Origin of the sequence: Neobacillus notoginsengisoli, assembly GCF_003515685.1 — a bacterium.
Classification (GTDB): Bacteria; Bacillota; Bacilli; order Bacillales; family Cytobacillaceae; genus Bacillus_D; species Bacillus_D notoginsengisoli.
Genome location: NZ_QWEG01000004.1, coordinates 154,174 through 176,991 on the forward strand (window position 1 = coordinate 154,174; position 22,818 = coordinate 176,991).

Annotated in this window: 24 protein-coding genes and 1 riboswitch; of the genes, 11 read left to right on the forward strand and 13 right to left on the reverse strand. The window is 45.6% G+C overall.

The window, feature by feature from the left end; all coding sequences use genetic code 11:
- Positions 1-44: 44 nt before the first annotated feature.
- On the reverse strand, positions 45-308 hold the full coding sequence (locus tag D1B31_RS07405) for a hypothetical protein (protein WP_118920126.1): 264 nt from the start codon (positions 306-308) through the stop codon (positions 45-47).
- A 124-nt stretch (positions 309-432) separates the two neighbouring features.
- Between D1B31_RS07405 and D1B31_RS07410 the strand changes: the two genes are divergently transcribed.
- A complete protein-coding gene (locus D1B31_RS07410; protein WP_118920127.1) occupies positions 433-1,428 on the forward strand; it encodes a magnesium transporter CorA family protein in 996 nt (331 codons plus the stop codon).
- Between the two features lie 52 nt (positions 1,429-1,480).
- Here D1B31_RS07410 and D1B31_RS07415 read toward each other — a convergent pair whose 3' ends face one another.
- From D1B31_RS07415 to D1B31_RS07430, 4 genes are all read right to left on the reverse strand, one after another.
- The gene (locus tag D1B31_RS07415) at positions 1,481-2,116 is read right to left on the reverse strand and encodes a Bax inhibitor-1/YccA family protein (RefSeq protein WP_118920128.1); all 636 of its coding nucleotides are present in this window, start codon (positions 2,114-2,116) and stop codon (positions 1,481-1,483) included.
- Positions 2,117-2,198: 82 nt separating this feature from the next.
- The gene (gene mscL / locus D1B31_RS07420) at positions 2,199-2,603 is read right to left on the reverse strand and encodes a large conductance mechanosensitive channel protein MscL (protein ID WP_118920129.1); all 405 of its coding nucleotides are present in this window, start codon (positions 2,601-2,603) and stop codon (positions 2,199-2,201) included.
- A 456-nt stretch (positions 2,604-3,059) separates the two neighbouring features.
- Positions 3,060-4,292 carry an aminopeptidase gene (locus tag D1B31_RS07425; protein ID WP_118920130.1) on the reverse strand — a complete coding sequence of 411 codons (1,233 nt, stop codon included), beginning with the start codon at positions 4,290-4,292 and terminating at the stop codon, positions 3,060-3,062.
- 490 nt (positions 4,293-4,782) lie between these two features.
- Positions 4,783-5,661, reverse strand: coding sequence for a LysR family transcriptional regulator (locus tag D1B31_RS07430; protein WP_118920131.1), 879 nt, complete (start codon positions 5,659-5,661; stop codon positions 4,783-4,785).
- A gap of 128 nt (positions 5,662-5,789) precedes the next feature.
- On the opposite strand from D1B31_RS07430, the gene D1B31_RS07435 reads away from it, so the two are divergent.
- Entirely contained in the window at positions 5,790-7,076 is a 1,287-nt protein-coding gene (locus tag D1B31_RS07435) for an NCS2 family permease (RefSeq protein ID WP_118920132.1), read from the forward strand.
- Positions 7,077-7,214: 138 nt separating this feature from the next.
- Here D1B31_RS07435 and D1B31_RS07440 read toward each other — a convergent pair whose 3' ends face one another.
- Positions 7,215-8,801: a M20/M25/M40 family metallo-hydrolase gene (locus tag D1B31_RS07440; RefSeq protein WP_158587491.1), complete on the reverse strand. Its 1,587-nt coding sequence runs from the start codon at positions 8,799-8,801 to the stop codon at positions 7,215-7,217.
- Between the two features lie 14 nt (positions 8,802-8,815).
- Entirely contained in the window at positions 8,816-10,081 is a 1,266-nt protein-coding gene (locus D1B31_RS07445) for an MDR family MFS transporter (protein ID WP_118920134.1), read from the reverse strand.
- A 194-nt stretch (positions 10,082-10,275) separates the two neighbouring features.
- Here D1B31_RS07445 and D1B31_RS07450 point away from each other — a divergent pair, with 194 nt between their 5' ends.
- Together D1B31_RS07450 and D1B31_RS07455 are read left to right on the forward strand one after the other, a co-directional pair.
- The gene (locus D1B31_RS07450; RefSeq protein WP_118920135.1) at positions 10,276-10,551 is read left to right on the forward strand and encodes a hypothetical protein; all 276 of its coding nucleotides are present in this window, start codon (positions 10,276-10,278) and stop codon (positions 10,549-10,551) included.
- Positions 10,552-10,698: 147 nt separating this feature from the next.
- Positions 10,699-11,094, forward strand: a complete 396-nt coding sequence (locus D1B31_RS07455) for a VOC family protein (protein ID WP_118920136.1) — start codon at positions 10,699-10,701, stop codon at positions 11,092-11,094.
- Between the two features lie 257 nt (positions 11,095-11,351).
- Here the strand turns inward: D1B31_RS07455 and D1B31_RS07460 are convergent, their stop codons facing one another.
- Together D1B31_RS07460 and D1B31_RS07465 are read right to left on the reverse strand one after the other, a co-directional pair.
- The gene (locus D1B31_RS07460; protein ID WP_118920327.1) at positions 11,352-13,439 is read right to left on the reverse strand and encodes a DNA topoisomerase III; all 2,088 of its coding nucleotides are present in this window, start codon (positions 13,437-13,439) and stop codon (positions 11,352-11,354) included.
- Between the two features lie 164 nt (positions 13,440-13,603).
- Complete coding sequence (locus D1B31_RS07465) at positions 13,604-14,848, reverse strand: TolB family protein (RefSeq protein ID WP_118920137.1); 1,245 nt, start codon at positions 14,846-14,848, stop codon at positions 13,604-13,606.
- Between the two features lie 288 nt (positions 14,849-15,136).
- On the opposite strand from D1B31_RS07465, the gene hutH reads away from it, so the two are divergent.
- Positions 15,137-16,654, forward strand: a complete 1,518-nt coding sequence (hutH, locus tag D1B31_RS07470; RefSeq protein WP_118920138.1) for a histidine ammonia-lyase — start codon at positions 15,137-15,139, stop codon at positions 16,652-16,654.
- A 241-nt stretch (positions 16,655-16,895) separates the two neighbouring features.
- On the opposite strand, the gene D1B31_RS24180 is transcribed toward hutH, so the two are convergent.
- The gene (locus tag D1B31_RS24180; protein WP_158587492.1) at positions 16,896-17,117 is read right to left on the reverse strand and encodes a hypothetical protein; all 222 of its coding nucleotides are present in this window, start codon (positions 17,115-17,117) and stop codon (positions 16,896-16,898) included.
- Positions 17,118-17,256: 139 nt separating this feature from the next.
- Here D1B31_RS24180 and D1B31_RS07475 point away from each other — a divergent pair, with 139 nt between their 5' ends.
- Positions 17,257-17,631: a DnaJ family domain-containing protein gene (locus D1B31_RS07475; RefSeq protein WP_118920139.1), complete on the forward strand. Its 375-nt coding sequence runs from the start codon at positions 17,257-17,259 to the stop codon at positions 17,629-17,631.
- Positions 17,632-17,666: 35 nt separating this feature from the next.
- Here D1B31_RS07475 and D1B31_RS07480 read toward each other — a convergent pair whose 3' ends face one another.
- Positions 17,667-17,855, reverse strand: coding sequence for a hypothetical protein (locus D1B31_RS07480; RefSeq protein WP_118920140.1), 189 nt, complete (start codon positions 17,853-17,855; stop codon positions 17,667-17,669).
- Between the two features lie 411 nt (positions 17,856-18,266).
- Positions 18,267-18,360: riboswitch (cyclic di-GMP riboswitch) on the forward strand.
- A 30-nt stretch (positions 18,361-18,390) separates the two neighbouring features.
- Between D1B31_RS07480 and D1B31_RS07485 the strand changes: the two genes are divergently transcribed.
- A complete protein-coding gene (locus tag D1B31_RS07485) occupies positions 18,391-18,540 on the forward strand; it encodes an anti-repressor SinI family protein (protein WP_240035203.1) in 150 nt (49 codons plus the stop codon).
- Between the two features lie 39 nt (positions 18,541-18,579).
- Here D1B31_RS07485 and D1B31_RS07490 read toward each other — a convergent pair whose 3' ends face one another.
- Positions 18,580-18,912 (reverse strand): helix-turn-helix domain-containing protein, encoded by a 333-nt coding sequence (locus tag D1B31_RS07490; protein ID WP_118920141.1) that lies wholly within the window; start codon positions 18,910-18,912, stop codon positions 18,580-18,582.
- 192 nt (positions 18,913-19,104) lie between these two features.
- Here D1B31_RS07490 and D1B31_RS07495 point away from each other — a divergent pair, with 192 nt between their 5' ends.
- Positions 19,105-19,623, forward strand: coding sequence for a type 1 glutamine amidotransferase domain-containing protein (locus tag D1B31_RS07495; protein ID WP_118920329.1), 519 nt, complete (start codon positions 19,105-19,107; stop codon positions 19,621-19,623).
- A gap of 264 nt (positions 19,624-19,887) precedes the next feature.
- Positions 19,888-20,637 carry a type I methionyl aminopeptidase gene (gene map, locus D1B31_RS07500; RefSeq protein WP_118920142.1) on the forward strand — a complete coding sequence of 250 codons (750 nt, stop codon included), beginning with the start codon at positions 19,888-19,890 and terminating at the stop codon, positions 20,635-20,637.
- Positions 20,638-20,991: 354 nt separating this feature from the next.
- Here map and D1B31_RS07505 read toward each other — a convergent pair whose 3' ends face one another.
- A complete protein-coding gene (locus D1B31_RS07505; protein ID WP_118920330.1) occupies positions 20,992-21,216 on the reverse strand; it encodes a DUF1128 domain-containing protein in 225 nt (74 codons plus the stop codon).
- Positions 21,217-21,409: 193 nt separating this feature from the next.
- Between D1B31_RS07505 and D1B31_RS07510 the strand changes: the two genes are divergently transcribed.
- Positions 21,410-21,847: a YtxH domain-containing protein gene (locus D1B31_RS07510; RefSeq protein WP_118920143.1), complete on the forward strand. Its 438-nt coding sequence runs from the start codon at positions 21,410-21,412 to the stop codon at positions 21,845-21,847.
- 4 nt (positions 21,848-21,851) lie between these two features.
- Positions 21,852-22,703, forward strand: coding sequence for a YihY/virulence factor BrkB family protein (locus D1B31_RS07515; protein ID WP_118920331.1), 852 nt, complete (start codon positions 21,852-21,854; stop codon positions 22,701-22,703).
- Positions 22,704-22,818: the final 115 nt, after the last annotated feature.

Sequence of the window (22,818 nt, forward strand, 5' to 3'; positions counted from 1 at the left end):
AACTAGTTTCTCCAAAAAACAAAAAGCCTAAAGGAACAGGTCCTTTAGGCGTTATCTTGCTCGTTCTTGTTGTAGTAGTGGACACCGTATTGCGATCCTTCGCTGACCATCTTGTTGTCATCAAGGTCCATTGGGTCGGATAGGCCCGCTTTTGCGACAACTGGTTCAGTGGTGTTTTTTCCAATTGGGAGTTTATTTGCGACTGTGTCAACCATTCCTTTTAAATCGTCCTTTGAAGGTTTCCATGCATACCATAGAAGTGCGCCGATACCGGCACCTGCGATTAGATAGCGTGTATTGTTCTTCATTCTCAACTCAACTCCTTAAAGGATTTTCTCTCTCTGAAGTATTCCTTATAATACCCGTCATTCTTAAACCAAAAACATAAAATGCCCAGATCGGAAGAAAGTTTTGAAACAGGTGGATTTGGGGATGTTTAAGGTAGTAGCACTATTAAGACCGGACGGGAAGTGGCAAAGCATGAATCATGTGTTTAAAAGCGGAGCCTGGGAGTGGCATGAATTTTTGCCGGGGGAGACAGAGGGCCTAAAAAAACTCGCTATGGAAAGAGGTTCATATAATATAAATTCTTGGATAAAAAAATCAGCAGAAATGAATACGAATAGTGTTGTTATTGATACCTTTTATAAAGGGGCTGAATGGATCGCTGGTTCGCTTGTCTTTAAACAGGATCTTGTGGAAAAGGATGATAATCATGTCTTCCACTTTTTCCTCGCAGAGAAGTTTATGATTACTAGCGACCTGGATTTCTCTGTTCTTGGCGAGAGGGACTACAACCTCATGAGGATCCAGATGGGCAATTGTGAAAATGCCATTGAAGGTTTTTCCGTCCTGCTGGGTGAAATCACGACGAGCAGCCTGATTGAAATCGACCCGTTTGAAGTAAGGCTCAATGACCTTTTCTGGAAAATGAAAAAGGAAAACAGTACGAGTATTCTAGAGGAAATCTACCAATGCCGCCACGAGCTTCTCGTCCTAAAGCATTTGATGATTCCGCTGAAGGAAATCAGGATCGGAATGGAGGAAGCATTCGGCAATATAGCTGCCGAAAAGCCTGAATATAAACGGACTTGCCTGAAAATTGACCGGGGGTTCGCTGTGATTAACGAATATCAGGCGGAAATCGACACGTTGATTAAGCTTGAAGAAGTCGTTTCCACGCACCGCGGAAATGAAATTATGAAAACACTGACCGTCCTGACTACGCTCTTTACTCCTATTACCGCTCTTGGCGCGTTGTGGGGGATGAACTTTGTAAATATGCCGGAGCTTGAATGGAAGTATGGCTACGTTTTTGCGCTCGGGCTTACTGCTCTTTCAACTATAGGGCTTTATATTGTTTTAAGAACAAAAGGCTGGTCAGGGGATATTTTACGCGGCAAAAAACGATACAGTTTCTTTAAATGACGGAAGGCAGGCCTGTGAAAAAGGCCTGCCTTTCATATGAATTGGCAATAGTTTAATCATCGCCACCAAGGATACCGAAAATACGAAGCAGGCTGATGAACAGGTTCACGAAGTCGAGGTAAAGGTTAAGCGCCATGAGCGGAACTTCTTCGGCTGTGACGCCGTAGTGTTTCATTCTGTTAAAGTCGTATAAAATATAGCCGCTAAAGACGAGAACGCCGATGAACGAAAAGGCTAGCATGCCTGTTGAGCTAAGCTGGAAGAACATATTGAAAATTGAAATGGCAATCAGTGCGAGCAGCGAGGCCATGAGCATGCCGCCGAGCCATGAGAAGTTGCGCTTTGTTTTCGTCGCGTAAACGCCAATTCCGGCAAAAACAACCGTCGTTGTCCCGAGGGCTAGCAGAACGATGCTTCCACCGGCTTGAGACGCATAGTGGTAGACAAGCGGATATGTTGTGATACCAGAAAGGAACGTAAACACGTAAAGGAATGTATAGGAAATCGTCCGTTTTTTGCGGATAAAAAAGGCAAATAGCAGCATTCCGACTTCCAAAATGACAAGCGGCAGGAAAAGTGCGGGTGGAACGTAGGTACCTGCCATCGCGCCTAGCATCGCAAATGCAATGGACATCGCGAACGTTCTCATCACGGACGGCAAATAGTCAGTACTTGTTTGTGCATACATGTATGGTTCACCTCGGATTATTATGATAGTTTTATTTACGGAGTGGTGTTTAAAAGGTTTCAGTTTTTAAAGAAAAATAGTTCTAGGCCTCGTTCCGGCTTTCGGTGCCTTTTGTCTGGGCTTTTAAAAGGTCGCGGATTTCAGCGAGCAGCTCCTCAGATTTATCCAATTCTACCTCCGCCATTTCTTCTTCCTCTTCATTTTTCCGGAAATGGTTGATGAGCTTAATGAACATAAAGATAGAAAAAGCGGTAATAACGAAGTCAGTCACAGATTGGAGGAACATACCGAAGTGGATTTCGGCTTTCCTGAATGTAAAACTCAATCCCTTAAAGTTGACCCCTCCCATCAATAAACCGATGAGCGGCATCATGATGTCTTCTACAAGGGAAGTGACGATTTTGCCAAAAGCCGCTCCGACAATGACCCCGACAGCAAGGTCCATGACATTTCCCTTCATTGCAAATTTCTTAAATTCTTGCAGCATAATAAAATCCCCCGTTATAAAATAGTAAACCTACTTTATCAAGTTTGGGGTGAATTGTCACTGGTGTAAATTTTGCAATTAAACGTATATTAGTTGTTAAAACAAACTAGATGTATCTTTGGGCCTGGACAGCAGTGGTTATGGGGTCCTTCGGTTACTAAGTGTGCCTTTATTAACCGAAGGCCCTGTTTCTGGTGGTCCCTCGGTTACTAAGTGTGCCTTTATTAACCGAAGGCCCTGTTTCTGGTGGTCGTTCGGTCACTAAGTCCGCCTTTATTAACCGAAGACCTTGTTTCCGGAAGCCGTTCGGTCACTAATCAGTTAACTCATATTATATTTAGGGGAAGCTTTTGCAAAAATACAATATAATTCAAAAAAATGAACGACAAACAAAAACCAGCAGGCAGTTAAGTAATAACCGCCTGCTGGTCCAATTGCCCGGTTGCCCGGAAAATATTAAAGTGCCCAGTTGCCTGCGCGAAAGACCGGTTCGGAATTTCCGTCTTCGGTAATGCCGTCGATATTCATTTCGGCGGAACCGATCATGAAGTCGACGTGGGTGATGCTTTCGTTCAGGCCTGCTTCAGCCAATTGCTCGGAATTCATCGTCTTGCCGCCTTTAATGCAGAACGCATAGGCACTGCCGATTGCCAGGTGGTTCGACGCATTCTCATCAAAAAGTGTATTGAAGAACAATATGTTCGATTGGGAAATCGGTGAGTCATAAGGGACAAGAGCTACTTCACCGAGGTAGTGCGAGCCTTCATCTGTTTCCACAAGCCTTTTCAAAATTTCTTCGCCTTGCTCCGCTTTCACATCGACAATCCTCCCGTTTTGGAAAGTAATGCTGAAGTTGTCGATGATGTTTCCGCCGTAACTAAGCGGCTTCGTGCTGGCAACGACACCGTTGACGCCAGTCTTTAATGGAACAGTGAAAACCTCTTCAGTCGGCATGTTTGCCATAAACTCAACACCTTGCTCACTGACGCTGCCTGCGCCGACCCATAGGTGCGTTTTCGGAAGCTCAATAATCAGGTCGGTTCCAGGCGCCTTGTAGTGTAGGAATTTAAAGCGTTTATCATTCAGGACGCTCACCTTGTCGTGTAAAGTCTGGTCATGCTGTTTCCAGGCAAGGACCGGGTCTTTTGTATCCACCCGGACAGATTTGAAAATGGCGTCCCAGAGCTTGTCAACCTGCTCGGACTCCGGTGCATCCGGGAATACTTTCGCAGCCCACGCTGTTGAAGCGGCCGCGATGACAGTCCAACTGACCTTGTCGGATTGGATCATCTTCCGGTAATTTGCGAGGGCGGTGCCCGCAGCTTTCTGGAAGTTGGAAATGCGCTGCGGCTCGATGCCTTTCAGCAGATCGGGGCTTGAAGAAACAATCGACATGAACGCAGCTCCGTTTTCGGCAAGGTCCTCGATTTCCTTAGCCCGCCATTCTGGATATTCATGAAAAGATTCCTCGGGAGCCAACTCGTATTTCAGTCTGGAAACTGTGTCGTCGGTCCAATTGACGACAACATTATTCGCGCCGACTTCGTATGCCTTCTTCACCACCAGCCGGACAAATTCAGCCGCATCAAGGGTTGTGTTCACCACAAGCGTCTGGCCTGGCTGGACATTCACGCCAACCTTGACCGCAAGTTCCGCGTATTTTTCCAATTGTGTTTGAAAATCACTCATCCTATGTACCTCTCTTCCTATTTCATCTTCCTAAGTTTAGCGCTTTTTTGGAAAAAAAAGAAATAAAAACACACCGAAGTTTCTGAAAAATGTTTTCGAAGAAAAGACAAGGCTGTATTTTTGCAAAACAAAAGCAGCAGGCCAGGCCTACTGCTCAATATCGTTATATAATTTAATGTTTAGGTATATACCCCAGGAAAACAGCGATGCAAAAGCGATGATCCCTGACAAAGAGGTAGGTGACATCCAATCCATCATTTCCACCATCCCAACATGGTAAAGTAACTGTTACTGTAAGTATACGCCTGTTTTTTTGTTCATTCAATAAAAGTTCATTAATTATTCATAAATTTATATTGACAAAAATCGCAACCCCCGCCATCCAGCGTTGCTATTTTGCCAAGAAAGATTGTTGGTCATACTCCGGTCTGGGCCTGTGGCTTAGCTGGGCATAAATTCATTAATTAATTGTTCTGTTCTCACTAGGAGATTATCGTTGTGAACGACCATAAAATTCCGTTAGTAGCCCTATAAAGTTTTTTGCAGGGGTAGAGACATAATGATTTTCAAGCCAAATGACTCCTAAAGAAGATGTCATATCGGCATCATTAATCGGAGTTGAATAGAGATGTTTATCCCCATACACATCAAAAACGGATTTTGGGACAATGGTTGCTCCCATTCCTTCTTTGACTAATTTCATTAATAAATTCATATCAGAACATTCCGCGATATGATTAAGTCGAAGGTTTTGCCGGGAAAAGGCTTCAAGTATTGTACTGTAGATGCCCAAGCCTTCCGTACTTGGAATAATAAGGGGGACTTGTGAAATCTCTTCAAGTGAAATCGTATGGGTTTTCCTATTTGAAACGAAAGAAAAGGGCTCATTTAATAAAGGTTGGTATGTAAGGCCGCGATGTTCAAGTGGAAGGCGTACGAACGCTATTTCAATCGCCCTTGCTTTCACCATTTGCGTCAAATAAACCGAATCATTTTGAATAATCTTTAATGAAACAAGGGGGTACTTTTTGTGGAAGGAATGAATGATATCTGAAAACCCAGAAAGAGATGAAGTATTCATTCCTAAAGCCAGTTCCCCCTTTATTCCTTCCTCAGTTTCCTTTATTTCATTTTTTATTTCCTCTACACTGTTCACTAAATCCAAAGCCCTTTTGTAAAGTACCCCGCCTTTATCCGTCAATTCCATGCTTTTTCCAGTTCGTACAAACAATTTTACACCTAACTCATCTTCCAATTGTTTCAACTGGATACTTAAAGGCGGTTGGGACATATGCAGGCGAGCGGCAGCAGCGGTTATATTCTTTTCCTCAGCTATTGCTAGAAAATAACGTAATTGTTTTATATCCATAAATAAAATACCTTTCTATTTGCAAATTATATAATTTGTATTTAAATTATATATTTTTCATATAGTGAAGTCCATGCTATGATAGCTTTCGTGTGCATTTTGAAAGTCGAAGCAGAAAGGTGAAGGACATGGAGCGTTTTTTTAAATTACATCAATATGATACGACCATTGCAAAAGAAATTTCTGCAGGTCTGATTTCATATATAACGGTCGCTTACATTATTATCGTTAACGCGACCATCTTATCGGTTGCAGGAATCCCGATGGAGGCTGGTATCATCGCAACGATATTAACTAGTTTTATCGGCTGTTTAGTCATGGGGTTATGGAGCAATACCCCATTTATTATCATTCCTGGCATGGGCCTTAATGCGATGTTTACTTATACAATCGTCCAATCCGGGGGATTTACTTGGCAGGAAGCCTTGGCGATGGTTTTCGTTATAGGTCTGTTATTTGTTGTGATTGCCTTTACACCCATGGCAAAAGTGATTACTTCCTCCATCCCCAACTCCTTGAAAGAAGCGATTACGATTGGGATTGGAATTTTATTGATTTTTATAGGCTTTGAAAATGGGGGTATTATTACGAGGTCTGAGCATACCTTGCTCGCAATTGGAGACTTAAGCAGTCCGACAGTTATCGTAACGTTTATCGGTTTAATTATTACAATCATATTATTTATTAAAAATGTGCCTGGAAACTTATTATTAAGTATCATCATTACTTCGTTGTTAACGATTTGGCTAGGCGGATCTAGTTTTAAGGGCATTTCCTTTTCAATGCCATCCTTTAGTGAATACGTTGGCATATTTGGCCAAATCTCGTGGCAGCAAGCAGGAAATATCATTTTCTGGCTAACTTCCATTTCTTTTGCAATGGTGGTTGTGTTTGAAAATATTGGCTTGATTCATGGACATAGCAAAATGCTGAACCGCCCTGAAAGTAGTAAGAAATCTCTTCAGGCAACAGCTGTTTCCGTTTTATCATCCGGTATCTTTGGCACAAGTCCCACTGTAGCATCAGTGGAAACAGCGGCAGGGATTACAGCGGGTGGAAGAACGGGGTTAACGAGCATTGTGACTGCGTTTATGTTTCTTATTTCCATTTTGTTTATACCTGTTATTAAAATCGTTCCTGCAAGTGCCGTGTCGCCAATTCTCATCTTGATCGGAATTCTTATGTTGCAAAACATCGTCCATATCTCAATGGATGATTTAACAGAGAGCATTCCGGCACTTTTAATTATTGTCCTCATTCCTTTAACGTATAGCATTGCAGATGGCATGGCGATTGGCTTTATTCTCTATCCACTTCTCAAGCTCTTGATGGGGAAAGGGAAGGAAATTCACCCGGCCCTTTATATGATTGCGATTTTGTTTCTTAGTAATTTTGTTATGCAGTATGTATTTTAAGTGAAAGGTTAAAAAAGAGATCTTTATCAGGGGGAAAATAATCAGCCCTATAAGCAAAAAGCTTGGAGCCATATTATAACGGTTTCCAAGCTTTTTTATGCTTATCTCATTTAAAATGCATTTTTCCCTAGGGAGTACTTATGAAATACGGAAAGCGTGCTGCACGAGCTTTTCAAGCAAGTCTGGCAGGGTTCCGAACGAAAAATCCATCTCTAGCCGCTCGGTTTTCTGATGCGGGTCCGCTCCATACGGACCAAGGTTAAATACAGGCATATCCAGCTCTTGGATTGCCTCAAAAGGAATGGTGTACCCATTGTTGTAGAGAGGCATGTTGCCGGCTAAGAGCTTCGCATCCTTTTCAGAAGTGGAGGAGGTGGCATAGCTTAAATCGCACAGCCCCTGGAAGAACTTCCTTTCCTGAATCTCGCTGATTTCACTTTTGACAAAAGAGGCCAGTGATTGGACGATTTCCGAGTTCCGCGACGAAACGGCAGGGTAGAAAGGCGGGCTGAAATAAAACACGATGAACGGTTTCTTTTCAATATACGAAGCAAACTGCTGGACAACTTTCAGGCTTTTGCCACGCTCGTCCTCATCAGCCGCGGCTAAAAGCGTGGCTTCAATCAGTGCCTGCGCTTCGTCAAGGCCAATCGCTTTAACGACTTCCGCGTAAAGGTCTTCCCACGTATATACATCAATTGTAAACGGAAGTCCTTTGACGCCGGCCAGCTCAGCCTTTTCCCGGTAGTGCTCCAGCGCCATATTGGCCGCTTTATGGGTCGCTTTGAGAATTCCTTCCGTCAGTTCACCAGGCGATTTTTCCATGAACAAAAGGTTGAACATCGCCACCGCAGATGTCGGCGTCTGGACATTATAGAATTCCTTCAGGTCCCTCATCATCAGGTTTGTCAGCGCCGAGGTGCGCTCCTCACCGATTGTTTCGGAAAACTCGCTGTTCAATTCCAATTCCATTGTGAGCGCTGCCGCCATTAGCGAGGCATTCAGGCCGGCGAACGGCTCCCCGACATGCGTTTCCTGGCCGGCAAAATAGAAGCTTGGCATCATTTTGCCAATTGTGCCCGTGTACATGTATTTATTTTTATCATGGGGATGTACCTTGAAGGATGGCTCCGTGTTCAGGCAGAGGACATACTCGAGCCCCAAGTCTTCCTTTAGGCGGAGGACTTCTTCAATCGCCTTCAGCATCCCTTTGGAGCTGACCTCCTCATCGGAAACAGTGACGAAAAGAAGATTCCCGTCAATTTCCCCGTAGGAAGCCTTCTCCAGTAAAGACAGTTGGACGGCGATTCCGGCTTTCATGTCCATCGCACCACGTCCGAAAACCCAGTCGCCGGACCGAAATTCTTCACGGAATGGCTCCGGCAAAAGTTCCGGATTCTCGTTATAAAGTTCGGTCAGCTTTTCGACATTGAAAGCAATTTCCTTCAGCTGTCCATAATCTTCAACTCCGACAACATCGAAATGGCTGATCATGACGATTGTTTTCTTTGTGCCTTTTTTCTCTACAAAAGCCGTCAGATAGGAGCCATCAGGTGAATGATGGACATTCAGGTGGTGCGCATTTTGCTGAAAGTAGGGGAGATTCTTCAGCTCCAACTCCAGCAAATCCGGAAAAATAGCTTCCGATTCCGTTCCGCTCACACTGGGAATACTCACGAGCCGGGACAATAAATCAAGTAATTGCGGTTTTGTCTCCCAAATCATACACATTTCCTCCTCTAAACCGAAGCCTTTTGTCTATCATAACTTTTAAATGTCGCCCAGTAAAAACCAGCACTTACAAGTGAAAGTAGACAGAGCGTCATGAATGTCCAGTTATAGCCAACCCATTCGGTCAGCGGAATGGACAGCGGCGCAATCGTCCGGCCAATTGTATAGCGAAGGCTCGCCGCGGCAAAATACTGCCCGCGTAAATGCTCTGGCGCTATTTTTGAGACGAAGCCCTGCTGGATGCCCGCTGAAGCCAGTTCCCCAAGCGTAAATACGACCATTGCCAAAATAAGCCCCCAAATCCACGTCGTTTGGCCGAACATCACAATCGAAATGGCATAAAGAATCGCCGATGCCATAAACACATTTTGTTCTTTGAATCGATTCATATATCTCGTCACCATGACGGTGAACAGGGCGACGAGGAGGCCATTTTCAGATAAGATGATGCCGAAAGCCTGCTCGCCGTTTACTTTAAACGACCAGTCGCCAAAGCTGAGCATCGTTTGATTATGGACAAATTCCTTCATATAAACTGGGAACAGCAAATCAAGCTGCATAAACGTTTGTGAGAGGAGGATTCCCGCGATGATGAACAGCAGAAAAGTTCTGTCCCTCATAATAACGCCATAATCCTTGAATTGACTTTGCAAAGCGTGATACCATTTGCTGCCCGAGCCTGTCGATATTGACATTTGTACCGGGAGCGTCTCACGCGTCCATTTTGCGAGAATGAAAGAGAGCAGCAGGCCGATAAACCCTGATGCGAGCAAAACCTCAAACGGATAACGGACAAAGAAGATGGCGCCGAGGATCGGCCCGACAACAACGGAAATATTAATCGATGTATAAAAGACAGCGAAAACATCGCTCCGGTCTTTTTCAGGCACGAGGTCGGCAACCATCGCCTGGCTCGCCGGCCAATAAAACGAACCGAATACGCCCGCAAGTGCGAAGCAGGTAAATCCTAGTACAGGCGAGTCGAGCCAAGGTGACTGAGCGATTCCGAAAACGAAAAACGACAGTCCTTGTCCGGCTGCCGACAAGACCATCATCCGTTTCCGTCCGAACCGGTCCGCGCAATAACCACCCATCAAATTGGCGGCAACTGAGAAAACCTGCGAAAAAATAAGCAGCAGCCCCGCCTTGCTTTTCCCGAACTCCCCCGCAAAATAAATCGTCAAAAACGGGAAGAACAGCCAGAACATCGTATTCATCAAGGCTTCCGCAGCAAGCCTGACCCGTAAGTTTGTATCCCAATCCCTAAGCCTCATCGTTAAAACTCCGTTTCTATAAAAACAGTTAAGTAAGCCCTATTATCATACTATTTTAGAGGAAGTATTTTCAAGATTGCCATTGGGGATTACCTGGACAGGCCACCATTTTATAAAAAAACGGCAGTTTGTCCATGCAAAACTACCTTCTTTTCATAAGTTGAATTATCGACATGAAAAGGGGGTGAAACAATATGGCTAAAATTAAAAAGTCTCAAGGCTCGCAACAGCCACCACAGAACGAGTGCCCAGAGGGCTGTTGTACCGGTGATGAAATCCTGTGTATCTCCATTCCATGCCCGATTTCTATCGTCCTGCTTGGCTTGGATCTTCAACTCGAACTACCGTGTATCCGCCTTAGCTCGGTAAACGGTCTAACTGCTGGGCAGACCCAGCAAGTCCTTGCCGTCCTCGCCAACCTGCTAGGTGCACTTGGCAGCATTTCCCCAACCTCCATAGACGAACAATAAGGAGGATTGGAAGGGTAAATTAGGACAAGCCTTCAATGGAGAGCTTAACGTTTTTTCGTTAAGCTCTTTTAATTATTGTTCTCGGTTCCAAAACAAGTTTCATAAATTAAATTGGGATATAGTAGAGTCGAATAGGAGGAGATTTTTTTGTCACAAGGTGTGATCCATCACATTGAAATATATGTTTCTGATTTAAAGAAAACAATAGAGTTTTGGGGATGGTTTCTTGAAGAGTTGGGTTATGAAGCCTTTCAGGAGTGGGATAGCGGAAAAAGCTGGCGGTTTGGACCATCATACATAGTATTCGTGCAGGCAGAGGATAGGTTTTTGGATATCCCATACCACCGATGCCGGGTCGGCCTAAATCATTTGGCCTTCCATGCAAAGTCACGCGAGCATGTTGATGAGATGACAGTTAAATTGTTAGAAAGGGGCGTAAATATTCTTTATGCGGATAAACATCCGTATGCTGGAGGAGCGGGGTATTATGCCGTTTTCTTTGAGGATCCAGATCGAATAAAGGTGGAATTAGTTGCCCCATGATTTTATTAAAGCAGAGGCACCAAATGATATTGGCGCCTCTGCCTTTTCTTTCAGCTCTTTCTCCTAGATTGAAGCACACTTCGCCTATCTTGGTGCCCTTTGCGTAAATATTTCTTCTCAAACGTCATCAAGAAGGTCTATTGGTGCCTTTTCCGTAACTCATTTTTCTCAAAAGTCACTAAGAAAGTCTGTTGGTGCCTTTCTCGGAGATCCATCTCCTAAAAAGGCGCCAATCAACTCAAAAAACGATTTCTAGTTTACTCATCCTTCTCCAGCGCCTTCTTCAGCAAATCGCCAAGGCTCGTGCCGAAGTCTTCCTTCGGGGTATACTTCTGGACAAGCTTTTTCTCTTCGCGTTTGTTGACGGCTTTTTTCCGTTCTTCCGCTTTTTCAACAACATTGCATGGGCGGCATTGGAAGTACGTGCCGGCTTTGCCGTTATGGATTTCCATCTTCTTACGGCACTGCGGACAGCGGCGGTTCGATAGTTTCGGATCCTTCCGCTTCCGGTACGAGCAGTCGAGGCTTGAGCAGACAAGGATTTTGCCTTCTTTTGTATTCCTTTCCTTCAGGAACGAATCGCACTCCGGACACTTTGATCCTGTCAGGTTGGGCGGGCGGTAGGACTTGTCGCTCGTCTTGACTTCGGACACCAGCCGTTTCGTCTGCTCCCTGATTCTTTTGCCAAAAGCTTTCGGATCGCCTTTGCCTTTCGCAATCTTTTCAAGCTCTTCTTCCCATTTCGCGGTCAGTTCAGGTGACTTCAAATCGTCATTTACAAGCTCGATCAGCTGCTTGCCTTTTTGAGTCGGATGGAATCGGCCATTCTGCCGTTCGACAACTTCTGTATCGACGAGCCGCTCGATGATTTCTGCGCGGGTCGCCGGCGTGCCGAGGCCGAATTTTTCCATCTGGCCGAGGATGTCGGACTCTGAGTAGCGGGACGGCGGCTCGGTCCATTTTTGGTTAATATTCACAGCTGACACCATCAATACCTGACCTTGCTTCAGCGCCGCAACGGCTGGCTTCAAAGGAACAGACTCCTCCTTGCCGAGTGCTTTTTTGAAGCCTGGCTCGATAGTCACAGTTTCCCTTGTGGCGAATGTTTCGCCGGCAGCAGACACTTCAAATGAAATTGTTTCATATTCGTATGCCGGATAAAACAGCGTCAGGAAGCGGCGGACTATCAGGTCGTAAATTTTGCGCTCATCCGAATCGAGTTCGGATAGATTCGGCCGTTCCTCGGTAGGAATAATCGCATGGTGATCGGTTACCTTCGCATTATTAAATACCCGCTTGGCAAGGACCTGGCTTTTGCCCAGGACAGGCCGTGCTTCTTCCTTATAAGCCCCAGCAATGGCGCCAAGCCGGTCCGCCATCGTTGCCTCCATGTCGGTCGTCAAGTACCGGGAGTCGGTCCTCGGGTAGGTGACGAGCTTATATTGTTCATACAATCTCTGCATCGTGTTCAATGTTTTCTTGGCGGAAAAACCGAAGCGCTTGTTGGCATCCCGCTGCAGCTCGGTCAAATCGTACGGGAGTGGCTGCGGCTCGGATTTCTTTTTCCGTTCGATTTTCGTCACGGTTGCTTTGACATCCTTGACCTTACCGGCTATTTCTTCTGCTTTCTGTTTGTCAAAAAGGCGCTTCTCGCCATTCTTCTCCCACTCAAGCGAAAGAGGGCCAGCCGTTGCTGATATTGTCCAGTACTCCTTCGGCTGGAACTTTTGGATCTGATTCTCGCGTTCTAAAACCATCGCAAGGGTCGGCGTTTGGACCCGGCCGGCAGAAAGGGGATCCCGGTATTTCGTCGTCAGCGCTCGGGTGACATTCAAGCCAATCAGCCAATCAGCCTCAGCCCGGCAAACGGCAGAATCATATAGGCTTTCAAACTGGGAACCTGGTTTCAACTGACGGAAACCATCCTTGATTGCCTTATCGGTCTGGGACGAAATCCACAATCGCTTAATTGGCTTTTTCCAATTGATCTTCTCGAGGATCCATCTTGCGACAAGCTCACCTTCACGCCCCGCGTCCGTCGCGATGATGACTTCGCCGACATCCTTCCGTTTGGCAAGGTTCTCAATTGCCCGGAACTGATGGCTCGTCTGCTTCATGACTTTAATGCCCATCTTATCTGGGATGATTGGCAAGTCTTCAAGATTCCAATTCTTAAACTTTGTATCGTAATGCTCAGGCATTTTCAACTCAACCAAGTGGCCAAGCGCCCAAGTCACAATATATTTATCGCCTTCAATATAGCTCTTTGAAGATTGCCGGCAGCCAAGCACGCGGGCAATTTCCCGTCCGACACTTGGTTTTTCGGCAAGTACTAATGATTTCACAGCATTCAATCCTTTCAAATTCAGGCTGCCTTTTGCGAATTAAGCCTCTTTTTGCAAAAAAAGCACTTCGCTTCGGCACTCTACAAGTATACCGGAAAAACCGGGATTTTTGTAATCGGCAGCCGGAGTAGATTGAGCTTTGAAGAGGATAGGACGGCAAAAAACTATTTTGCGTTATAAAAGACAATCGATTCTACATTCTTAATCCATGGTTTTGCAGAGGTCCCATCCGGATTAGCCAGCCAGACAGTCCTTTTTTGATCGACAATGGATTTTCCTCTAAACCAGGATAGCTTTCCAATTGTTCTTACAAACTGAGGCGAGTAGTCCCCGAACCCTTTTGGCGGGGCGGTTATCTGAGTTTGCTTATTTGCCGGGATCTCCACTTTATAAAGCGAGGGCAGGGGCTGCTTGCTGAAGTCATTCGTCCATTCCTGCTCTTTGAACCGGGAGACGACCAGCGATTGATCCGTCAGCCAGTCAAAATAAAAATCTGCATAATTGGGCGGAGTGAACGTTCCGGATGCAGGCATTTCCTTTACTTTTAAATCTTTATTTTTAAAACCGAACACTATTCTTCCGCCGCCTGCGATAAAGGCAAGTGTATCTGAAGACGGCGCCCATTTCGGTTCACTCACATCCAGTATCACTTCGTCCATGACCTCGAAGTTTTTTCCGTCATTGCGAATGACACAAACCATATTGCTGTCCATCGACCAAGAGGCTGTTGGAGAAACAATAAAAGAAATCCACTTGCCGCTTGGAGAGTAGGTTAGTTTCTCGGCATTAACCGCAATCAGTTTATTTTCTTTGGTCGTCCCGATTTCCTTTGGCAATGTGAAAAAGGATTCCACCCCGCCAAATAATTGAACATCACTGTATTGATCATCGGTCTTTTTCGTGAATAAAGAGGCACTCGACCAGCCATCAGGCCTTAATGTCCCTGATGACGAAAGAAGGAAGCCCTTCCCATCTGGCAACCAGGCAAAATCGTTGACCCCGGTGGCAATATTGAAAAAATTTTGTAGGTTGGACACATTTAATATCCCTTTCGAATTAAACGCAACGACATTTTGATGAGGAGCCCAGGCGGGAGAATAGCCATCATAAAATAGCTTTTTCTTCTCTCCTGTCTCCACTTTATAAACCCAAACCTCTGACTGCTGTTCTCCTTTTTCAAACTGGGAAGGAGCGCTCAGTTGAAAGACAAGCATTTTCCCATCCCGGGACCATTTCGGCTGCCACTCGACTCGCCCCGTTGTACTAATTTGTTTTTCCTTGCCTTTATTGACGATCCACAGGTTTCCCTCCCGGACAAACGCCGCCTTTACCTGATCCTCTGGAGCGGCGGCAATAACGGAAGGGAAAAACAGAGAGAAAATGATAGCGAAGAGAAAAATTCTTTTCATTCTAATTCACTCCTTTGCTGTTAACATCCACATTGAGATAACTTTTATGTAGCCGGGAAAAGAACCTTTTTGCAAAAGTAACATTATGCCCAAATGAATTCTCCATTGACACTTAGGCCTGCACCACATACAATAAAGGTAATTATCGTTATTTTCTGACAAACGAGGATGATTCCGATGAAAACAAAACATTGTGCAGGCATATACAGAAGGCTGGACTCCAAATCTTAACCGGTTTGGAAGTCCAGCCTTTTTCTTTATCCTGCTAAATTGGTAGAGGTGAGAATGATGGTTACATTAACTGGAAACACATTGACGCTTGCGGAGGTAAAAGAGGTTCTTTATAGAGGTGCTTATGTAAGTGCTTCAAGGGACAGTATGGAGAAAGTGGTAAAAAGCAGGCAGGCCGTCGAAAGGATTGTTGATGAAAAGAAGGTTGTTTATGGAATTAACACCGGTTTTGGCAAATTCAGCGATGTCTTAATTGATGCCGAAAATGTTCGTGACCTGCAGTTGAATCTGATTCGTTCGCATGCTTGCGGAATTGGCGATCCATTTCCGGAAGTCGTTTCGAAAGCAATGGTATTACTCAGGGCGAATGCTTTGTTGAAAGGTTTTTCGGGGGTGCGGCCAGTCGTAATCGAGCGGCTGATTGACCTCGTCAACACAGACATCATCCCGGTCATCCCACAGCAGGGTTCACTTGGTGCAAGCGGGGACCTAGCGCCGTTGTCCCATTTGGCGCTCGTGCTGATTGGGGAAGGGGAAGTCTTCTACAAAGGAATCCGTATGGATGCAGCCGCGGCCCTGCAACAGGAAGGGATTTTGCCAATTACACTCGAAGCAAAAGAGGGGCTCGCCCTGATTAACGGAACACAGGCGATGACGGCGATGGGTGCGGTCGGCTATCTTGAGGCTGAGCAGCTTGCCTACCAGAGCGAACTGATTGCAAGCCTGACAATCGAGGGACTAACCGGAATCATCGATGCATTTGCTGATGAAATCCACCAGGCGCGGGGATATGCCCAGCAAATTGAAACTGCCGCGCGAATCCGGAACTACCTTAGGGACAGCCAGTTGATAACCTCACAAGGTGAGCTGCGCGTCCAGGATGCCTACAGTATTCGCTGTATTCCGCAAGTTCACGGTGCATCGTGGCAGGCGCTTGACTACGTACGAGAAAAACTGGAAATCGAACTGAACGCGGCGACCGACAACCCGCTTATTTTCCATGATGGCGAGATGATCGTCTCCGGCGGGAACTTTCACGGACAGCCGATTGCGTTCGCAATGGATTTCATGAAAATCGCCGTTGCGGAACTGGCGAATATTTCAGAGCGCCGCATCGAGCGGCTCGTCAATCCGCAGTTGAACGATCTGCCGCCATTCCTGAGTCCTGAACCCGGATTGCAATCCGGTGCCATGATCATGCAGTATGCGGCCGCCTCGCTCGTGTCGGAAAATAAAACACTTGCTCATCCAGCAAGCGTGGACTCGATTCCGTCGTCCGCTAACCAGGAAGATCACGTTTCGATGGGGACCATTGCCGCCCGCCATGCCTGGCAAATCGTCCAGAATGCGAGAAGGGTGCTCGCCATTGAACTGATCTGCGCCCTGCAGGCTGGCGAATTCCGCGGCCCGGAAAAGCTTGCCTCGGCCACACGCCAGTTGTTTGAAGAAGCAAGGGAAATCGTACCAAGCATCACCCATGACCGTATCTTTTCAAGAGACATTGAAGCCGCGGCACACTGGCTGAAGGACAAAGAGCTAGCTGCAGTCGCCATACCGAAAGAGGAACAAGTCTAATTTTGCAAAAAAAGCGGTTCGCCACGTTTGTGGGCTGAACCGCTTTTTCTCTTTGATATCCAATTGGATAATAACTCGTCAGAATTGGATAATAAACCTTCGGAATTGGCGCATAAACATCTTAAGTTGGCGCATAACCCGCTGGAATTGGCGCATAACCGAATGAAATTGACGCATACCATGTGAAATTAGCGCATATCCCTTTGGAACTGGCGCATAAAACTTGGCAATTCGCAAAACCCTAATGAAACCGATTGCCGTCCCCGCGTTCAACCCGATTCTTAAACGCTTCCCTCACAACCAGAAATTCCTCATCGCCGATTGCTTCCTTCGTGTGCTTTTCAGTCAGGCTGTCTTTCGGAAAATCGCCTGGATGGCCTTTCTTCTTATGGTCAAAATTTTTGCCGCGGCCCATACCGATACCCCTTTCGTCATAATCATTTACTCGTACTAGTTTCCCCATAAGCGATTTGATTATGAGAACTAGTCGTAAACTAATCAATGGATAAACCAATATATAGAACAGGTTATTACGCTGGTAATAGTAATAAAATGGTATACTTAAAAGGAACAATAGACTTGCCTGTATAGGAGGAACTGAAATGGATTATTTCCAGATCATTTCGGAAGACCGGATTAAAAAGGCATATAAGGATGGAGAATTTGCAAATTTGCCAGGGTTCGGAAAACCACTTCCGCCTGACGAGCTGGCGAATATTCCTGAGGATATCCGGATGGCTTACCGGATTTTGAAAAACGGCGGCTACACGGAAGAAGCCACGAAATTGCGGCAGGAAATAGTTGCAATCGAAAACCTGATTGCTGAAAGCGCAGACGAAGTCGAACGCGCCAACATGCAAAAGAAGCTGAACCAAAAACTGCTCCGCTACAACAGTATCATGTCCAGACGTGGTGAACAGACTAATTCCTCTATATTTAAAAACTACAGCCAGAAAGTGATGAAGAAACTAACATAGACAGCCGAAAAAGCACAAAAAAAAGACTGGCTCGACTACTGGCCAGTCTTGTTCTCGTCCGCTAGTATCGGTGCATTCGTGTCCGTCGTCATGCTTTCCATATCAGTTCCAACCGTCTCGTCAACATCGGCCGCAGCCGGCTTGCACATCCGGTCAAGCCAAAATCCAAAGAAAATCATAAAAGCGATTGGAATCGTATAATTGATTACGTGAACAACCGTCAATCGAAACCCTCCTCCGCCTTGGAATGGGATTTTGCAATATCAATATGGTGTTTATATTATATGCACAAACGACTGAATATTCAATCTATTAAAAAGGCTATTTCTTTCGTCCAAATTAATTATTATTTCAATATATTTCCCAACTTTTTACAGACTAATCGACAAAAACCCTTATAAAAAGAGAAGGGAAAAGTCTGGAAAATTAGTAATGGTTACACTTGCCGAATATTCAGAAAGTTACTTGTAGATATTTGTATGTAATTGGAAAAATAAAGTTGGTTTTTCGCTTATCTTTCAGACAAAAACCAACACCCTACCACTAAAGAACTATCTATAATAGTCCTATAGCTACTACTTAAGTATGTGTCCATGGTACAGACAGAAAAACAGCCAGATCTTGCTTAAGTAATAAACAGAAAAAGGCAAACCGTCTGAAAGGGCGGGACGCAAAGCTTCAGGTCTACTGCAGTGAAGTCACGGGTGCAATGACGGCTGGGCTGCCTGGAATACGAAATCGTATTTTAGGGGTGAGAAAGTGGCAATTGCTGAAAGAGGTTGTGAGCGCTTGGATCAGGAATGGATGGCACTTATTATGGAAGCGAAAGAGATAGGATTGGGAACCGACCTTGTAAGAGATTTCTTAAAAAACAACGAACAGCCAGCATTGCAAAGAGTGGCAAAATAAAACAATCCGGCGGGGACTCCCTGCCGGATTGCTTTTTGACTACTTTTCATCGTTCGTCTGATTAAGCCGCCATCTATTAAATTCTAAGAATTCCTTGAATTGGTCCTTTGAAACCCCTGATTCCATTGCTTCTTTTACGAGATTCAGCCAATCACTGTCCAACTCGTTCTCATCTGTCGCGTCATGAATAAGATGATCAATCGGAACATTCAGCACGGCCGAAATCTTTTCAAGAAATTGAATGGACGGATTGCGCTGTAAATTCCGCTCCAGTGAACTAATATACGACTTCGCTACCCCTGCCTGCTCAGCCAGCTCTGACAACGACATTTTTCTTTCCAAACGCAACTTTTTAACGCGGTCACCGATCATGATCCTTCACTCACCTTGGTTTATATATCTTTCATTCATGATAACAAATTGAACATAAAAGTACCATAGAGACAAACCAATTAACCGAAATATCACACAATTTACCTTGACCAGGCAGTTGGAGTTTTAATCAAAGACGCGGAGGGAATGAGATATACAGTTGAAGAAATACCGAAAAAGGAGCTGCTGAAAATGGCAAAGAAAATTGCAACATTAATTACTTCCATGTTCGAGGACTCCGAATACACCGAACCTGCCCAAGCCTATGTTGAAGGAGGACATGAAGTCCTGACAATCGGGGGAGAAGGAGGAAAGGAAGTGAAAGGAAAACAGGGCGAAGCCGAAATCACCGTCGATTACGGCATCGATGAAGTAAATCCGGAAGAGTATGACGCGCTATTTTTGCCTGGAGGATTTTCCCCTGACATCCTCCGTGCCGACGACCGATTCGTCCAATTCACGAAACACTTCATGGACGAAAACAAGCCCGTCTTCGCCATCTGCCACGGACCGCAACTGCTCATCACAGCGAAAACACTGGACGGCAGACAAGTAACCGGGTATAAATCCATTAAAGTCGACCTCGAAAATGCCGGTGCCACCTACAAAGATGAAGAAGTCGTCGTCTGCGGCGGCCAGCTCGTCACAAGCCGGACGCCAGATGACATCCCGGCCTTCATCCGTGAATCAACAAACCTTCTAAAAGCGTAAAGCCATATGGGCAAAATGAACGTAGCCAGAGGCTGTAACCGGAATCCGTCCGGCACAGCCTTTTTGCCTGCACAAATGAAATCCATTTTAATAATTGGCCGGCGAAGAAACCAGACCCCGTCCGCAAAAAAAAGCCCTCCATCCCACTTCAAAAACCCGCTACTTTAAAAAACACAAAAAGAAGGATACTATTAGAAGGGCAGCATTTCATTTGAAATGCATATAGTAAACGTAATATGAATTTTGCGAAAAGGCGGGAAAAACATGATTGTCCTAAAATCAGCTAGAGAAATCGCCATGATGAAAAAAGCGGGCGAAGTTCTGGCAGCATGCCACAAGGAAATTGCCGGCATGATTAGACCAGGCATCACGACATGGGAAATTGACCAGTTTACAGAAGAATTTTTGAAAAAGCACGGTGCGACTCCGGAGCAGAAGGGCTATAGGGGCTATGAATACGCCACCTGTGCCAGCATTAACGACGAGGTTTGCCACGGCTTCCCGAGGAAGGAGCCTTTAAAGAACGGAGATATCGTGACGATCGACATGGTTGTCAACCTGAACGGGGCTCTGGCTGATTCCGCTTGGACATACGCGGTCGGCGATGTTAGCGAGGAAGTGCAGCGCTTGCTGGATGTAACGAAGGAATCGCTATACAAAGGGATTGAGCAGTCAGTTGTTGGCAACCGGATTGGCGACATCGGCCATGCGATCCAGCAATATGTTGAGGGCGAAGGCTTTTCAGTCGTCCGCGATTTCATCGGCCATGGCATTGGATCCGTCATTCACGAAAAACCGGACGTCCCACACTTCGGGCTGCCAGGCAAAGGCGCCCGCTTGAAGGAAGGAATGGTCTTCACCATCGAGCCAATGGTCAACATGGGCGCATGGCCAACCCAAATGGATGAGAACAGCTGGACAGCCAGAACCGTCGACGGTACCTACTCCGCTCAATATGAGCACACCGTCGCAATCACCAAAGACGGCCCGGTTATTTTGACAAACCAGGACTAGTTCGGGAGTGCCTGGGGTCTTTCGGTCACCAAGTTTGCCTTTATTAACCGAAGGCCTTGTTGCCGGTGGTTGTTCGGTCGCTAAGTGGTCTTTTAGAGCCCGAAGGCGATGTTTCCGGTGGTCGTTCGGTCGCTAAGTGGTCCTTTATTAACCGAAGGCTCTGTTTCCGGTGGTTCTTCGATTAATAAGTTTGCCTTTATTAATCGAAGGCCTTGTTTTCGTTAGTCGTTCGGTCACTAAGTGGTCTTTTAAAGCCCCGGCGAAGCAATTTCGCGAAAGTTTTCCTGTGTGAAGCGCAAATCAACCACATGTTAAAAGGACACAAAAAAACGAACAGGCTGGGCCTGTTCGTTGTTATTGTTTGCGAAGGTTACCGAGTTCTTCGGCGATTGCCTGCATTTCGCTTGTGGAAAAGTTGTTTTTCCGCATGACCATTTCATAGATTTCAAGCAGTTCTTCATACATATTTTCATCAAAGTGGGATGGCTTAATCGCTCCAAAGTTCATTACTTTTAGTTTTTCTTTTATTTTTTCAATCATATACTCGACGTTTTCAACTGATTTGGTTGATAGGTCCATTGTTTTCACCCTTCCTGGATTCGTAGTTCCATCTTTCCATGCAGGAGGAAAATTGTCAACAGTGTACACGGGTGCGGCTACACGTTTCGCTTTCATCTCCATGTTTGCCCTATCTGTAAACCGGGAAGGATATTTACAAGAAATAGCGAAGACATTAAGTTAAGGAAAACGTGAAGAAGAAGGAGAGATTCAGATGGCAGGGACAAGCCGGTTTTGGAAAATGATAGTCCTCGGGGCTCTTGCAGGCGGGGCGATCAGTCTGTTTAAACGCGAAACGCGTACAGCTGTCTTTGACAGCGCTAAGAAAACCTCAGATAATCTGGTGTATGCCTTAAAAAATCCAGGCGAGATCACCGATACAATCCGTGATGCAGCGAAAAAAATTCAACATACAGTTGAGCAAATGAATGACGACATCGTTTATATAGCCGGCAAAGTGGAGGAACTTCGTGATACCACTCCACAGCTTGTAGGAATTTTGAAAGATACGAAGGGCGCTTTTGCAAAAAAAGAAGAGGGTGAAGGCCCGGAAACCGTGTCGGCGATGGCGGGCGGAATTTCTGGCGAGGATGGCAAGGATCCAATCTTGAGCGAAGTCATCTTAAAGGAAGCTGATACGGTTGGCACATGAGGCGATGGAAGAAAAAGTAGAGAATGTCAGCCGCCTGTTCAGCAAAAATATTGTCAAGCAGCTCATTCACCGGATTCAGGAAGATGACCTTCCGGGGCTTGCGGCGCAGCTCGCCTACTACTTCCTTCTCTCTTTGTTCCCTCTATTGATTTTTTTGTTTACGCTACTTCCGTATTTGCCAGTCCCCCAGGATAACATCCTTGGGGCAATTGGCCAATACGCACCTGAAGAAGCAATGGCATTAATAGAAAAAAACCTTGACAGCGTGATGGCAAAACGAAACGGCGGACTGTTGTCCATCGGGATCATCGGGACAATCTGGTCGGCATCGAATGGCATCAATGCACTCGTACGGGCATTCAACAAAGCGTATAACGTGAAGGAGAGTCGTTCTCTCATCGTTGCAAGAGGTACGGCAATTTTACTTACCTTTGGGATGATTACCGTTTTTATCGTTGCACTGGCATTACCTGTATTCGGAAAAGCAATCGGCCTATTTCTGTTTACACAGCTAGGGCTGGGCGAAGAATTCCATGCGATTTGGGCCGCGATCCGATGGGCTGTCAGCGCCTTGATCCTGTTTGGGATATTCACGGTCCTTTACTGGGTGGCACCGAACGTAAAGATGAAGTGCAAGTCTGCTGTTCCCGGCGCTATTTTTGCAACACTCGGCTGGACAGTCGTTTCACTTCTCTTTTCCTTTTATGTGAATAACTTCGGTAATTACTCCGCGACCTACGGCAGTATCGGGGCATTCATTATCTTGATGATATGGCTCTTTCTGTCAGGATTAATTATTATCCTCGGCGGGGAAGTTAATGCTTTTTATGCCGAGAAAGCGAAGGAAAATTGCTGATTGCAGCAAAAAAGGATGCTAGCCTTTTAGATAAGGTTTAGCATCCTTTTTCGTGTTTGTTTTTATATTTTTGCTGACTTTTGTACATTTCGTGTCATTCACTAGAATAATACGA